This is a genomic window from Shouchella lonarensis, assembly GCF_900096965.1.
Taxonomy (GTDB): Bacteria; Bacillota; Bacilli; order Bacillales; family Bacillaceae_D; genus Shouchella; species Shouchella lonarensis.
On record NZ_FMYM01000012.1, the window covers coordinates 22,072 to 36,491 of the forward strand.

General features: G+C 44.2%; 16 protein-coding genes. 1 reads left to right on the forward strand and 15 read right to left on the reverse strand.

What is annotated here, in order from left to right:
* Positions 1-21: 21 nt before the first annotated feature.
* The 6 genes from BLT29_RS11730 to BLT29_RS11755 form a co-directional block, all read right to left on the reverse strand.
* Positions 22-522, reverse strand: a complete 501-nt coding sequence (locus BLT29_RS11730; RefSeq protein WP_090776511.1) for a GNAT family N-acetyltransferase — start codon at positions 520-522, stop codon at positions 22-24.
* 12 nt (positions 523-534) lie between these two features.
* Positions 535-1,314, reverse strand: coding sequence for a class I SAM-dependent methyltransferase (locus tag BLT29_RS11735; protein WP_090776512.1), 780 nt, complete (start codon positions 1,312-1,314; stop codon positions 535-537).
* Positions 1,315-1,452: 138 nt separating this feature from the next.
* Positions 1,453-1,743, reverse strand: coding sequence for a YfzA family protein (locus tag BLT29_RS11740; RefSeq protein ID WP_090776513.1), 291 nt, complete (start codon positions 1,741-1,743; stop codon positions 1,453-1,455).
* 33 nt (positions 1,744-1,776) lie between these two features.
* Positions 1,777-2,055: a YfzA family protein gene (locus BLT29_RS11745; protein WP_176763914.1), complete on the reverse strand. Its 279-nt coding sequence runs from the start codon at positions 2,053-2,055 to the stop codon at positions 1,777-1,779.
* Between the two features lie 214 nt (positions 2,056-2,269).
* Positions 2,270-2,614 (reverse strand): GNAT family N-acetyltransferase, encoded by a 345-nt coding sequence (locus BLT29_RS11750; protein WP_245701257.1) that lies wholly within the window; start codon positions 2,612-2,614, stop codon positions 2,270-2,272.
* Positions 2,615-2,693: 79 nt separating this feature from the next.
* Positions 2,694-3,407, reverse strand: a complete 714-nt coding sequence (locus tag BLT29_RS11755; protein ID WP_176763915.1) for a phosphotransferase family protein — start codon at positions 3,405-3,407, stop codon at positions 2,694-2,696.
* A 75-nt stretch (positions 3,408-3,482) separates the two neighbouring features.
* Here BLT29_RS11755 and safA point away from each other — a divergent pair, with 75 nt between their 5' ends.
* Positions 3,483-4,106: a SafA/ExsA family spore coat assembly protein gene (gene safA / locus BLT29_RS11760; protein WP_090776517.1), complete on the forward strand. Its 624-nt coding sequence runs from the start codon at positions 3,483-3,485 to the stop codon at positions 4,104-4,106.
* A gap of 32 nt (positions 4,107-4,138) precedes the next feature.
* Here the strand turns inward: safA and BLT29_RS11765 are convergent, their stop codons facing one another.
* From BLT29_RS11765 to BLT29_RS11810, 9 genes are all read right to left on the reverse strand, one after another.
* Positions 4,139-5,029 (reverse strand): DMT family transporter, encoded by an 891-nt coding sequence (locus tag BLT29_RS11765; protein WP_245701258.1) that lies wholly within the window; start codon positions 5,027-5,029, stop codon positions 4,139-4,141.
* Between the two features lie 16 nt (positions 5,030-5,045).
* A complete protein-coding gene (locus tag BLT29_RS11770; RefSeq protein WP_090776518.1) occupies positions 5,046-6,026 on the reverse strand; it encodes an NAD-dependent epimerase/dehydratase family protein in 981 nt (326 codons plus the stop codon).
* 12 nt (positions 6,027-6,038) lie between these two features.
* Positions 6,039-6,791, reverse strand: a complete 753-nt coding sequence (locus tag BLT29_RS11775; protein WP_090776519.1) for a hypothetical protein — start codon at positions 6,789-6,791, stop codon at positions 6,039-6,041.
* A gap of 7 nt (positions 6,792-6,798) precedes the next feature.
* Positions 6,799-7,173, reverse strand: a complete 375-nt coding sequence (locus BLT29_RS11780) for a VOC family protein (RefSeq protein WP_090776520.1) — start codon at positions 7,171-7,173, stop codon at positions 6,799-6,801.
* Positions 7,174-8,220: 1,047 nt separating this feature from the next.
* Positions 8,221-8,778 (reverse strand): GNAT family N-acetyltransferase, encoded by a 558-nt coding sequence (locus BLT29_RS11790; RefSeq protein ID WP_437182648.1) that lies wholly within the window; start codon positions 8,776-8,778, stop codon positions 8,221-8,223.
* Positions 8,779-8,895: 117 nt separating this feature from the next.
* Positions 8,896-10,788: an ABC transporter permease gene (locus BLT29_RS11795; RefSeq protein ID WP_090776523.1), complete on the reverse strand. Its 1,893-nt coding sequence runs from the start codon at positions 10,786-10,788 to the stop codon at positions 8,896-8,898.
* Positions 10,763-11,542, reverse strand: coding sequence for an ABC transporter ATP-binding protein (locus tag BLT29_RS11800; protein ID WP_090776524.1), 780 nt, complete (start codon positions 11,540-11,542; stop codon positions 10,763-10,765). Before BLT29_RS11800 ends, BLT29_RS11795 begins: the two co-directional genes overlap by 26 nt.
* Positions 11,543-11,713: 171 nt before the next feature.
* Entirely contained in the window at positions 11,714-13,624 is a 1,911-nt protein-coding gene (locus BLT29_RS11805; RefSeq protein ID WP_090776525.1) for an ABC transporter permease, read from the reverse strand.
* Positions 13,599-14,378, reverse strand: coding sequence for an ABC transporter ATP-binding protein (locus BLT29_RS11810; RefSeq protein WP_090776526.1), 780 nt, complete (start codon positions 14,376-14,378; stop codon positions 13,599-13,601). Before BLT29_RS11810 ends, BLT29_RS11805 begins: the two co-directional genes overlap by 26 nt.
* Between the last annotated feature and the right edge of the window lie 42 nt (positions 14,379-14,420).

Genomic DNA, 14,420 nt, shown 5'->3' on the forward strand with positions numbered 1-14,420 from the left:
CTGACGTCCACACCCATTCATTTAAGACTTACTCGTTGCAAAGCGCTGCACATTGCACAATTCACCGTCATATAACGTTTCCGCTTCCGAGTATGGAATTCCAATCCTTTCATATACCTTTCTCCAAAAAGCAATCGCACGCACGTTTTCTACCATTTGCAAAATAAAATACTTTCCAGGGAATTTCTCAAACACTAACTCTACTGCAGCCTGCGCGACCCCTTTTTTCCGAAAAGCATTGAGGACGAAAAGTTCGTTCACACAATAATCTACCTCATTCGCTGTATACGGCGGCTTATTGATCATGACGAAACCAGCGATACGCGAATCATGGCTGATCAAAAAAGCATGTAACCGCTCGTCTTGTTCATATAAATGCAGTCCCTCATATTCAAAAGCGCCTTGTTCATTTGGTTGCAGTTCCGACGTGTATGCAGACAAATCATGCAAGTACAAGGAAACAAGATTCTTCAGCTTCTCCATATGAACAGGTTGCTGTACCGGGATTAGACGTGTCATCATTTATTTTCACCCTCACTTAGCAGGACTTTTCCACGCTTCAATATAAAAGTACTCTTCCTCCACTTCTAAAAAACCGCGTGCTTCAATTTCCTCGTGCATCTGCCACAACTGTGCGCGGTGCTTTTTCACATCAAAACCGGGTGCTTGCCACGGACAAGCGAGCAAATAATAAACAACCGCGCCAATATCGGTATAGCGCTTTTTCACCATCGCTTCACGCGCCGCTTCAATGTGAAAGCCTGCGTCGCGTAGCGCTTGCGCTGCATTTGTGACATGCCAGTCAGAATATGATGGATCACCTGGCAAGCCTAACCGCTCATTGAGTAGCTCCTCATTCCGTCCACCCACTTGTTGCGTAAGGAAACGTCCGTCAGGCGAGAGGAGTCGCTTCACTTCTGTTGGATCATACGAGTCGTGCTGATTGATGATCAAGTCAAATGCCTCCGCCTCAAATGGAAGTGACGCATCGTCCGCAAAAAACGCCACTTGGACGCCGAGCGGCTCAAGTTCTTTTCGCGCCACCGAAAAGTTCGGCTCGTATCCTTCTGTCGCACAGACAATCGGCGGGAACGCTGATTGCAATTTTGCAAGCCACTCACCGCCGCCTGTGCCCATGTCAAGCAACGCCCGCGCTTGAGGAAGCGCCTCACGTACGAAGCGGCCATAATTCCAAGGTAAGGGATCACTCACCATGCGTTGCGCATTCGTCACAAACGACCAATCCCAGCCAGAAAAATCAGCCTGTACCACTTGTTCAAGTAAATCGTCAAATCGTTCTTTTTTTGTATTCATCTGTTAAACCTCCTATGTTCTTCATCATTTTCTCTTAAATTAGGAAACAATGAAGGCAAAGGAGGACCGCGGCAGCGGTTTTATATGAAACCTTCTGGATTCATACAATCACTCCTAGTACTTTGCTTTATCCCAGCCTTATTCTCCCCACGCTTTCTTAGTAAGTCGAAAAATACCATTTATCAAGAGAATCACACCTAAAATAAGTGTCGCCAAGTTTGCTGCCAGACTTTGATACACATGAAACCATTCTCCCAAACGAATAAAATGAGCCAACTTCTCCGCTACTTTACCCGGGCCTATTAAAGACCAAGAAAAGTATTCCATCACCATGAAAACAATTTGCAAGAGTATAAATAAACCTAGCCAAATAATCCACGGAAGTCTTTCTTCTTTATCATAGTCTACCTCATGATTTATTTCTGTCATTTTTTCTAATCTCCTTTCCCATATATGACCATCCTACGTCTTGTTAACAATCCGAGAAATACCGTTTAGTAAGAGTAGTGCGCCCCAAATAAGCGTCACCAAATTTGCACCTGTACTCTGATGGAGAGTGAACCATTCTTCCAACTGAATAAAATGAGCTAATTGATCTCCAAACCTATTCGCGCCTAGTAACGGCCAAGAGAAATGTTCAATTATAGCAAAAATAAATTGCACTAGTACAAATAAACCTAACCAAATAAACCAAGAAAGCCTTCCATCGTCATGATCTACTTTCTGATTAACGTCTGCCATTTTTGTCTCCTCCCCATTTTCTATATGCTCTCCCGTTATCTCTTTCCTACATGTTAAAGCATAAAATTCTCCCTTCTTCATTGGTCAATCACTCATTGTTATAGTTATATAGTACACTGATGGTATTGAACTTGCAAGCATCGTTTCCACTGCACGATGAAAAGAACACCTCAGCCCAGGTGTCCATTTCTATCAACATTTTTGTTCCAACCTCTTACCGCTCCCGCTTCATCACAAACGCATTTTCCGCTTGCTCAAAACCTACTTTCGGATAATACCCCATCGCCTCTGGTGCAGATAGCAAAATCAAACTACATTCTGCACCAATTGACTCTCGTGTTTGCTCAAGTAACTGCCGACCAACGCCGTCTTTTTGGTAATCCACATCAACAGCTAAGTCGGATAAGTAACAGCAATACGCAAAGTCAGTTAAAGAACGCGCCACACCGACAAGACGATCGCCATCCCATGCGGTGATACATAGCGATGCGGCATCCAGCATCTTTTGTAGTCTCTCCTCGTCATTTACTGGGCGAGTGATCCCAGAACGCGCAAACACCTCTCCTAGTTGTGTTGCAGTAATTTTTGTATCCTTTTTCTATACAAGCATATGAATTCTCCTCTCTTATAAATATTCTCTAACCATGTAATCGCAACCGTGCCCAGCGCTGTACCTCCGCTGGAATTTCCCATTCACCAATCGTTTCCCTGTACCCGTCTAGAAACTTTTTACTCACTTCTCCATCCAACAATGATAATTCGACGACTTTTTCTTCCATAATAGACCTCGTCCGCGCAATGTCAAAACAACGTGCCCCTACCGATGCATTTGTCCAATCAAGTACGGCAATAATCTCGCCCCCACTGATCATCACATTCAAAGGATGATAGTCTAAATGGAGCAACACACGTTCATCACCGCTTGCATATCGCTCTCTCTCAACCTCTGTTAACCACGTGTCTTCGGTAAAAAAATGTGGCGGCACACATATGTCATGTATGTTCGCGTGCATCTGACCAAATTGATACCCGAGCTTTTCTGCGTCGGAAGGGCATTGCTGTAGCGCCGCTAATAACGTGCGTCCCTCGATCCATTCCATCACCGTACACACCTCATCACGAGCGGTGAAAGAAAGAACTTTCGGAATGGGGATGCCGTGCGCCTCTGCATACGCCATGATGCGCAAATCATCCTCACACTTATGGACACGATTAGCGGGCAATAACTTCACTGCATACACTTGTCCACCTTCCACGGTCACTTTAAATACTTCTGCGTCACGGCCGCCTTCTATTTGCTGAATCTCGGCAACGTTAGACACACCAGACATTCTCGCCGCTATATGCTTCATTGTGCACCATTTTCCTCCCTCATCGCTCATCCGTTCCCCTAGACTTTTTCATTCTCGTACACTATAATCTTACGCATGAGATACATAACAAGATTTTCTACCATTCTATTGTTGTCCGTCGCTCTCGTCTTAGGTTTACAAACAGAAGCATCTGCTTCTACGACCCATACGGTTGCTGCTGGGGATACAATGTGGAAAATTGCTGTCCGCTATCAAGTTGGTGTGACTGAAATTATCCAAGCAAATCCTCAAGTGAAAAACCCAAATATGATTTACCCAGGTCAAAAACTTACGATTCCGTCCTCTCCTGCCAATAAACGCTTTGAAGAGGAAGTGGTACGTCTTGTGAACGCTGAACGCGCGAAACAAGGACTGGCACCACTAAAGAACAATTGGGAGCTCTCCCGTGTTGCTCGCTTTAAATCTGAAGACATGCGTGACGCCAATTACTTTGATCACACGTCGCCGACTTACGGCAGCCCACACAAAATGATCAAGGACTTCGGCATTTCTTACCGTGCTTCCGGAGAAAACATTGCAGCTGGTCAAGTAACCCCGCAAGACGTTTTTAAAGGTTGGATGAACAGCCCCGGGCACAAGAAAAATATTTTATCACCGAACTACACAGAAATTGGCGTTGGTTATGCGAAAGGTGGCTCTTATCGCCATTACTGGACACAAATGTTTATCGGGAGGTAAATAAACACATCCCCAGCACGAGTGAAATCACACTACGTAGCTGGGGATTTTTCGTCTTTCTTTTTCTCCATTTTCTGATCCTCCATCGCTAAAAGCACAATTGATCCAAGTAAAATGACCGCTCCAACGATATTTTGAGCGGTGATCGCAATTGGAAAAAAAGGAAATGAGATCACTGCAAGCAGGACAGGGCTAAACGCCCGTGTCACATTCGCAATGGAAAACCGCATGTACTGGAGCGCTTTAAAAAAGAGCAGTGTCCCTACAAAGCCCGTAAAGAGTGAAGATAAGACAATAAAAAACGCACCTTGCCAACGAAAGCCTGTGCTCAAATCATCCGTAAACAGTACATAAACAAGGACAAATCCTAACGCAATCACATTGTTGGTGAATAGTATTGCATTTGCGTTTCTATCTTTTGTTTGTGTCTTCTTAATGTATATATTGGTGAGCGCAAAAAAGAACGTATATATAATCGCAGTGATGACACCAATGAGCAAGGCTGACTCTCCCCCACCTTCACCAACAAACAAAAATGTTCCTAGCAAGGCAACAGCAACGAACACCACCTCTTTTTTCGTCATCCTCTCCTTTAAGATGAGCACCGCTAGTATCACTGCAAAAATCGTGTACAACCGCCCAAGAAATCCGATCATGACCGGCGAGAGTAAACTGATACTTATAAATAACGCAATGACGCCAATCGCATTAAACAATGCCATCCACATCACATCTTTCGCGACATAAAAGACGACTTTATTTCGCGAGATAAGCCCCCATATAAAACTCGCGACAATGACCGTCAACATATTCACCAGGGCTGCTTTACCAGGGGAGATGTGAATAACACCAAACTTTGACATAAGCGGGCCAATTGCAGTAAACACAATTGACGCCGCATTGTACATATGTCCTGTTGCCAAATGACCGCTCCTCTCGTTACCTCATGTTTCTCTCCCGTTGCAAGCAATAGGCAGTCACACGCGCTAACTCATTCATCGCATGTATAGTCGGCTCCTGGAACGCTTGTCTCGTGAACCAATCGTAACTCCGCCTTAAGCCTTCTTCTAACCCAATACGTGGCTGCGGCAAACCATGCTCACGCAATTTATCGGTACACATCTTATACATGACATCTCGAAACGGGAAAAACTGTTTTGCCGTCACTTGTAATAACGCCATTTCTTCTACTGATACAGGCAATAACTGCGTCTCCCCGGCACATCGCGTGCAAGTGCGCACGAGTTTTTCCCACGTGACTTCTTCCGGATGGGCGAGGTGATACGCCTCATTCTCTGCTTGTTCATTCGTTACGGCAGCTAGCATCATGCGAACGACATCGTCTATATGGACGAATTGCACGCGCGTGTCCGTTGCTGGATAAGGGATCGCTTCCCCTTTTTCGACCTGCTGGAAGAAATACGATTCTCTATACAATTCGTTTCCTTCGCCGTAAATATACGGAGGGCGAAAAATCGTAACAGGAACATTGTACTTGTTTTCAAACAAAACATCCTCGGCTTCTCTCTTATCAAGCCCGTACCGACCCCAGTGCGGATTGGCACCACGCAGTGAGTGTTCGTGCAACAATTGCTGTGACGGAAGGTACACTGCACCCGAACTAAGAAACACGTAACGTTGCAATTTGCTTGTCTCTATAACATGCAACACAACTTCAATATCATGACGCGTGTAAGCAGAGATATCAAAAACGTAGTCGTAATGAACGCCCGCTATACACTTCCTTAATGTCTCTGCATCTCTACGATCACATACATGATGCGTCCGGTAGCCGGTGACATCCACCTTCCGCTGCCCTCTCGTCACAAAGTCAACCGTGTACCCGCGGGCAACGAGCCCCTGCAACACTGCTCGTCCAACAAAAGCCGTTCCTCCTAGTACTAGGACATTTTTTGTCATAATGCGTTTTCCTCACTTTCTCATCCCGACCATCCTCGTCAAAACTTCCCGCAAAATCTTTTGATCATACCCCGTATGCTGATGGATCCTTGCTGCCCAATCTGCCACTGTCGGACATGATGGGTCATCAATCAATCCCTCATCCATACTCCAAAAACTACTCCAATCATAAAATTCCCACACAAATGCATCCCCTTTGTAAGGAATTCGACACTTGCACAAAGGATAGGGTTTCAATGTACGTTGAGACAACTCTGCCTGTTGTAAAAAATCATCCATCGACATTGGTTCATTACAAAGCGACTGGGTCGAGACTTTTCCATTCGGTCGGTGATATAAAATGTTGAATCCCTCTTCACTCCGTTTCACTTGTACTTTTGCACCTGCGAAAAAGCCTGTCATACTTTCATTCGTATAGTCCTCACTATTCGGATCAACTAAAATCGGCTTTAACCATTGATAACCGAGGTCACATAAAAAGCGGTTTCCATGTTCATCAAGCGCGATCACCGCCGCATGACCCGGCTCTTTTTCACCAATTGGATACGCTTCAATGCCTTCTTTTTGAAATTCATCGAGTAACCAAAGCGACAAGTCGTAACAATTGCCCGACGTTTTGTATTGCGCTCGATGCGCTTTCATCAACGCGACCGATCTTTGTTTTTTTTCACAACTTTGATGATAAAACCATACTTTCGTCAACGTTTCCATCGGAAACTGATCAAACTTATGCCATACATCTAAAATACTCTTAGGTGGTAGCATCGCACTTTCACCCCTCAATCCGACATAAAAACTCGATCCGGTTCCCAAACGGATCATCGATATAAAAACGTTCCGCACCTTCTAAAGGCTCATCATCCTTTACAGTCACACCAGCTGCTGTAAGTGTCGACCGCAATTCCTCCAAATTCGCGACATGAAACGCTGGGTGTGCTTTCTTTGCTGGCGCAAAGTCATCTTGAACACCAATATGCAGCTGATGCTGACCACAAGAAAACCAGACACCGCCCCGCTTAGCCAAATTTGCTGGCTTTGTTATTTCCTCCATCCCTAATATGCGACCGAAAAAATCTCTCACCTTCTCTTCACTCCCCTTTGGTGCTGCCAGCTGCACATGATCAATGCCTTTGTATTGAATGCCCATTAAAAATTCCTCCCTCATATGATAAATACATAATTTTCTAACTAATAAAGAGCCGTTAACTGATTTCCCACGACTGCGCCTTCTGCCTTCTGAAAACATAGCTTCGCCCCGTCACCCAATTAGCACCTTGCGCTACGAGACAATATATCCCCGACAATCCATGAACGAGCCGCAACATCGATTCATTTTCTTATCAGTTCCTCTGCCACTAGTTTAAAACCCGTTTATTATACTGTCAATCATTCTGCTCGACATGTTTTGACATCACTGAGCACTGCGCATTTTTATGAAATGGCAAAGTTGAAGCGATCATACACTCATGGAATCGAGTAGGAGGGAGCGAAGCTCCCGACCTCTCACACCACCGTACGTACGGATCCGTATACGGCGGTTCAATGATTTGAGTGTGTTTAATCACACCATCTTTTCCTTCAGGTTCACCGCAAGACATCCTATACGATCCTACCTTACCTTCAGATTCCATCCTATTCTCGGGCAGGCATCCATCTTTTGATGTTGTCTGTAGTTGTAGATGTCTCACACCTCCACTGTTTCCAAGATTATCATTGTTCAGCCCTTCACTCCGTAGAGCTACTATGGCTTCTGCTGACTTCTTACAATTCATCACACCATCGCTGGCGTGATTGCTCCTTCTCTGAAGGGGCCCTTGTAAGACCTCCCCGGGTAAGCCTAACCACTTTCCTCCCATATAGGTGCTGGATTTACTGCAGAAGACTTGGGCAGTATCGGACTTTGTTTTGTGTGGCAAACTCGTCCATCTCAAACAGCCTTTTATCCAGTTTCTGTTCGTCACCTCGGGATTTTGCGTCCGGCTTCCTTCAGATTCTGAGTCACCCCAAACACCCTTGCCTTTCGCTAACAGTTCCTACTGCCAAGCCTGTAGCGGACTTTCACCGCCTAGCCGTTAGACATGCCGGGCACACCCAATCACCACGCCTGTGTGGCGCGGTATATCCCGTAGTCACAAGTAGGTGACCGTGTCAATTTAAAAACTGCACGGTCTTCTTTTCTTTCCATAAGCTAAGTTTACTTCTCCACATCGTTATTCCTGTAATAAATAAAATAATCTGCCCATCTGCCATCCTCGTAGGAAAACGCCTTGCGCGTGCACTCAAATTGAAAACCTGCCTTTTCAGCAAGGTGAATTGATGGGGTGTTGTCGGGTGGAATATGACACTCAATGCGATGAAATTGTAATTCCTTGAAAAACACCTCTCGAGCAGCAATCACACTCTCCACCCCGAAGCCAAGCCGCCAAAATTGATTATGAATCGCATATCCCATCATCGCCCATTGATAGTCCATTCGTAAAATCGTGTACAACTCTACCTTCCCAACGTTGACACCATCGCCTTTACGAAAAATACCTAAATGATACATCTCATCACGGCCCGCCTTCGTATCGAAATTACTCACCCATTGTGCAAACCAGGTTTTCGTGTATGTTTCCATTGATGATGGTCTTCCTTGGTCATGCTTCGTGTTGGAAGGAAAGCTATGCGCGACCTGGGTATGCCAGTTTTCATAGTCACCTAGACGATATGGGCGTAATATCAGCCTGTCTGTTTCTGCTTGTACCGTCACTTTTCCCACTCCTTCCTGCTTAGCACCATCATACAATGCTTATATAGTCATTGTCGACCTGAGTCAAATATAAAAAACAGGCCCCCTGCAAATGGGAGCCTGCCGCTAAATTTTATACTATAGATCCTTCAACACTGCTCGGAAATAGAGCACACGTGTAATCAAATAATAACCTACCTGCAGTAACACGTATATCCCAATCACCATTGACGCCTTCATAACATTAATCGGCAACAAGTTATTGACCATGACGTATGCAAATGATGCATGCACCGCCCCTACAATAGCTGGCACAAAGAAGAGAAAACGCATTTGTTGGTCTAAAACTTGTTTCATCTCTTTCTTTGTTGTCCCCAGTCGCTTAAGCGAAAATAGTTGGCGCTTTGTATCCTCAAGCTCCGTAAATAACTTCAAGTACAACATGCTCCCTTGTACAACAAAGAAGAGGAAACTGACAAACATGCCAATGACGATCGTCAATGAGAAGTCTCGCACCATCGTCACATATTCAGAGGCTTTTAACGTAATCGCCCAAGCATCATTTTCATCAAGCGTACCGGCGATAGCTTCAGACACTTCTACTTGATCGCGCCAGTTTTTCAATTCATACCCAATAAAGCGCTGCATGTCTACGTCGTTATTTTGAACAATTTGGTCATAATCTTGGTTAGAGACCACGTACACAGACGCATACGAGAATAGACGCTCCTTATCCGTTTCTTGCACATCATACGTTTCTGCCCTATTGCCAACTTCCAAGTTTAGCTGAGTAGGAAACTTCTCACTAGAGACCAACGTCCCATTCGTCACTACTTTTCCCTGTTCTATCTGTACAGTAGGCACGCCAACGGTTTTAGCTAACTCATTGTAACGTGTTTCTGACAATAAAAAGCCAGAGTAAGGAAATTCGTTCCCACCTTCTATATCTTGAAACGATACATATGGCATCGTTTCATTAATTTGATACAAAACCTCCGCATCATATACATTTAATTTCTCTTCTACCTCTTCCGGGCTAATTAGCGCATACGTCCCTGGATCTTCTTCGACCCATGAAATGGACTGTGGCATACTACTTGTGTCTTCAATGATCGCGTTAAAGATCATATACACAGTCCCTGTCGCCGTCAACACGACTGCACTAATGATAGAGGTCAAAAATAGCATCCGCGCATAATCTTTCAAGCGAAATAAAATATTCGTCCTTGTGATCAAGCGCGTACCTCTCATTAACTGGCTTTTATTTGCATAAAACCGTTTATAAAGTGCGACCGTTCCTTGCGTGAAGAAAAAGTACGTTCCTATGACTGTTAAAATTAATACCGGGAATATTGTTAAATGCAATGTATCCCCTGTTGTCATGACCGCAGTCCCATAACCTCCACCAAGGAGCAGTACTGCTAGTACAGTGAATACCGGTGACGTGATCGGCATGGATTTCGGCTTTCGCGCTGCTTTTAAAAGATCCGTCACTTGTTTGCCACGCATTTTCCAAAATGATAGCAACGTCAACACTTGGAACAGTACGATGAATACAACAACCGTTATGATGAATGCCTTCGGAACAAACGCAAATGACAGCGGACTTTCCACAACCAAAACCGAAGAAATAAAGAGTAAAAACAACTTGGAAAATAACGTACCAAAGAGCAACCCAGCAGCAATCGCTAACAGTGAAAGAATCGTTTGCTCAAAGTAAATCAATTTACGCAACTGCCCGCCATTCATCCCAAACAGAGACAACAAACCAAACTCTCTCGATCGTACTTGTAAAAAAGCTTGATTTGAATAGGTAATAAAAAATACCGAGAAAATGACAATCAGCCACTGTGCTGCGACCATGCTAGATCGCATATGATCACCAATTGAACCATTCATCACATCTGGATGATAAATCACTTGTGCGTACATATGGAAAACGGTGACTGCAAACACACAACTAAGGAAATACGCCGCGTAACGTTGCGCATGACCCGTCACATTTCTACGCGCGAGGGTGCGGAGATTCATGGAAATCACCTCCAAGTATACTGAGTGTGTCTAAAATGTTTTGATAAAACACTTGGCGCTTGTCGCCTTTACGTATTTCTGAGAAAAATGTCCCATCTTTAATGAAAACGACCCGGTCACAAAAACTTGCCGCCGTCGGATCGTGCGTCACCATTAAAATCGTTGCGCCGCGCTCTTCATTCATTGAAGACAATGTATCAAGCACTTGCCGCGCCGCTTTTGAATCAAGATTCCCTGTCGGTTCATCAGCAAGCACCATCGCTGGCTCATGAATAAACGCCCGCGCACACGCAGTACGCTGTTGTTGTCCGCCGGAGATTTCTGAAATGCGCTTGTCAAGGATGTCGACAATATTTAATTGTTTTGCCAGCTGCATGAGCCGTTTCTCCATTTCCTTTAACGACAATGTGTCAAGCGCCAGTGGCAATAAAATATTTTCTCTTACATTCAATGTATCGAGCAAGTTAAAATCTTGGAAGACAAACCCGAGCTCACGCCGGCGAAACAAGGCTAACTTATTCGGTGACAAATCAAGTGGGTTCTTTCCATTCAAAATCATTTCCCCTGCAGTGGGTTTGTCAATCGTCGCAAGCATGTTCAAAAGTGTCGTTTTCCCACTTCCTGACGGACCCATGACCCCAACAAACTCGCCTTCTTCAACACGAAGGTCAAAATCATGTAGCGCTCGGTACGCTAGGCCATCTTTTTTCGGATAATATGTTTTAGACAATTGATTGACTGTTAAAATAGACATGTTCAAAACTCCTTTGTGTTTCACTTGATGGTTCTTAGTATAAACCGCAATAGAATTCTCTCCCATAGAATCATCTTGCAGACAAGCATCACAACCTTACAATGTTGTCATGTTATGTAACGTTTATAATCAGTAAAGACCTCCTACAACGAGGAGGCCTCTATCGCTCGATTAAAGATCTTTCAACACTGCTCGGAAATAAAACACGCGTGTAATCAAGTAGTAGCCTACCTGAAAGAGCATGTACACGCCGATGACGAGCAACGCATTTATCACTAAATTTACCCCCATCATATTGCTTAGCATTACATAGGCAAATGATGCGTGAACACTCCCGACAACAGCTGGTACAAAGAAGAGGAAGCGCATTTGTTGGTCTAAGACTCGTTTCATTTCTTTCTTCGTCATACCGAGTCGATTCAACGAAAATAGTTGGCGTTTCATATCTTCAAGTTCTGTAAATAACTTCAAATATAGCATACTCCCTTGTACAACAAAGAAAAGTAAACTAATAAACAAACCAATCGCGACAACCAATGAAAATGCTTGCATGAGCATCACATAATTGAGTGGCTTTAAAGAAACATCCCACACACGCTCTTCGTCAACCATATCCGCAATCGCTTCAGACACTTCTGCATGCTCACGCCAATCTTTCAACTCATATCCAATGTAGCGCCACATATCAATTTCATTATTTTTGACGACTTGATCATAATTATGATCAGCAAGGACATATACAGACGCATACGAAAGCAGCGGCTCGTCTTCCAACTGCCCGGCATCATACGTCTCCTCTGTATCTCCAATCTCGACGTCTAGCTTTGGGGGAAATACCTCCCAGTCCAACACATGTGCATTTGTTAGTACTTCGCCTTCTTCCACCTGCACTGCACTGACATTAACCGTTTTGGCTAACTGGTTGTATTGTGTTTCTGACAATAAAAATCCTGAACCTGAGAAAGTCACTTCCTCACCAGTAGCACTTCCTTGCGCAGATACATACGGCATCGTTTCATTGATCTGGTATAAAATCTCTGCGTCGTATGCAGTTAGTTTCTCTTCTACTTCTTCCGGATGAATGGTTGCATACGTATCCGGATCCTCTTCCATCCAAGAAATCGATTGTGGCATGCTCCTAGCGCCATCCTCCAAAATCGTATCAAACAGCATGTACACTGTACCAGAAGCTGTTAAAACGACCGCACCAATGACAGACGTCAAAAACAACATGCGGGCATAATCTTTTAATCGAAATAAAATATTCGTTCTTGTAATTAAACGCGTCCCACTCATTAATCCCTTTTTATTCGCATACAGCCGCTTATAAAGCGCCACCGTTCCTTGTGTAAAGAAAAAGTAGGTCCCGATGACAACTAAAATTAACACTGGGAACATCGTAAAAATTAATGTTTGTCCCGTTGTAATGAGTGCAAGCCCGTAACCACCGCCAAGGAACAGCAGTGCAAGTACAGTTAATGCGGCTGACGTTTTCGGCATAGATTTCGGCTTTCTCGCTTCTTTTAAAAGATCCGTCACTTCTTGGCCACGCATTTTCCAAAATGACAACAACGTCAGCACTTGGAACAATACGATAAAAGCAACCACTGTAATGATATATGCCTTTGGAACAAACGCAAAGGCGATCGGATTTTCCACAACCAAAATGGAAGAGAGAAACAGCAAAAATAGCTTCGAAAACACAGTACCCAAAAGCAATCCAACGACAATCGCCAATAGTGAAAGGATCGTTTGCTCATAATAAATCAACTTTCGCAATTGTCGGCCGCTCATTCCAAAAAGAGACAACAACCCAAATTCCTTCGACCGTACTTGTAAAAAAGCGCGATTCGAGTACGCAATAAAAAACACTGAGAAAAGCACAATCATCCATTGCGCCGCAATCATCCCCGCTCGCACATTGCTACCACCGCGGATCTCACCATTCGCTACATCTGGGTGATAAATAAACTGTGCATACAAAAAGAAGACGGTGACCGCAAACACACAGCTAATGAAGTATGCCGCATACCGTTGGGCATGACCGGTCACATTTCTACGCGCGAGGGTGCGAAGATTCATGGAAGTCCCCCCCGAGCACACTGAGTGTATCTAAAATATTTTGGTAAAACACTTGCCGCTTTTCACCTTTACGTATCTCCGAGAAAAACGTGCCATCTTTAATAAAGACAACCCGATCACAAAAGCTCGCAGCCGTTGGATCATGCGTCACCATCAAGATCGTTGCGCCACGCTCTTCATTCATCGAAGCTAGTGTGTCTAACACTTGCCGTGCTGCTTTTGAATCCAGATTCCCGGTGGGCTCATCGGCAAGCACCATTGCCGGCTCATGAATAAACGCTCGCGCACAAGCGGTACGCTGCTGCTGTCCACCAGAAATTTCTGAAATACGCTTGTCAAGAATATCTACAATGTTCAATTGTTCTGCCAGCTGCATGAGCCTTTTTTCCATTTCCTTTAACGGCAATGTGTCAAGTGCTAGTGGCAATAATATGTTTTCTCTTACATTCAATGTATCCAGTAAATTAAAGTCTTGGAATACAAACCCTAGTTCACGTCTCCGAAACAATGCAAGTTGATTAGGGGACAAATCAAGTGGGTTCTTTCCGTTCAGAATCATTTCTCCTGAAGTCGGCTTGTCAATCGTCGCAAGCATATTTAAAAGTGTCGTTTTCCCACTTCCTGACGGACCCATGACCCCAACAAACTCACCTTCTTCAACACGAAGATCAAAGTCATGTAGCGCCCGGTATGCTAAGCCATCTTTTTTCGGGTAGTATGTTTTAGACAGTTGATTCACTGTTAAGATAGACATCATCAAAACTCCTTTATGTTTCATTTGATGGTTCTTATTATA

Excerpts from the sequence above, each read along its gene's own strand:
- BLT29_RS11770 (WP_090776518.1), bottom strand. The coding sequence starts at position 6,026 with ATGACAAAAAATGTCCTAGTACTAGGAGGAACGGCTTTTGTTGGACGA.
- safA (WP_090776517.1), top strand. The coding sequence starts at position 3,483 with ATGAGATACATAACAAGATTTTCTACCATTCTATTGTTGTCCGTCGCT.
- BLT29_RS11730 (WP_090776511.1), bottom strand. The coding sequence starts at position 522 with ATGATGACACGTCTAATCCCGGTACAGCAACCTGTTCATATGGAGAAG.
- BLT29_RS11795 (WP_090776523.1), bottom strand. The coding sequence starts at position 10,788 with ATGAATCTCCGCACCCTCGCGCGTAGAAATGTGACGGGTCATGCGCAA.
- BLT29_RS11805 (WP_090776525.1), bottom strand. The coding sequence starts at position 13,624 with ATGAATCTTCGCACCCTCGCGCGTAGAAATGTGACCGGTCATGCCCAA.
- BLT29_RS11740 (WP_090776513.1), bottom strand. The coding sequence starts at position 1,743 with ATGACAGAAATAAATCATGAGGTAGACTATGATAAAGAAGAAAGACTT.
- BLT29_RS11775 (WP_090776519.1), bottom strand. The coding sequence starts at position 6,791 with ATGCTACCACCTAAGAGTATTTTAGATGTATGGCATAAGTTTGATCAG.
- BLT29_RS11735 (WP_090776512.1), bottom strand. The coding sequence starts at position 1,314 with ATGAATACAAAAAAAGAACGATTTGACGATTTACTTGAACAAGTGGTA.
- BLT29_RS11780 (WP_090776520.1), bottom strand. The coding sequence starts at position 7,173 with ATGGGCATTCAATACAAAGGCATTGATCATGTGCAGCTGGCAGCACCA.
- BLT29_RS11800 (WP_090776524.1), bottom strand. The coding sequence starts at position 11,542 with ATGTCTATTTTAACAGTCAATCAATTGTCTAAAACATATTATCCGAAA.
- BLT29_RS11810 (WP_090776526.1), bottom strand. The coding sequence starts at position 14,378 with ATGTCTATCTTAACAGTGAATCAACTGTCTAAAACATACTACCCGAAA.
- BLT29_RS11745 (WP_176763914.1), bottom strand. The coding sequence starts at position 2,055 with ATGGCAGACGTTAATCAGAAAGTAGATCATGACGATGGAAGGCTTTCT.
- BLT29_RS11755 (WP_176763915.1), bottom strand. The coding sequence starts at position 3,407 with ATGAAGCATATAGCGGCGAGAATGTCTGGTGTGTCTAACGTTGCCGAG.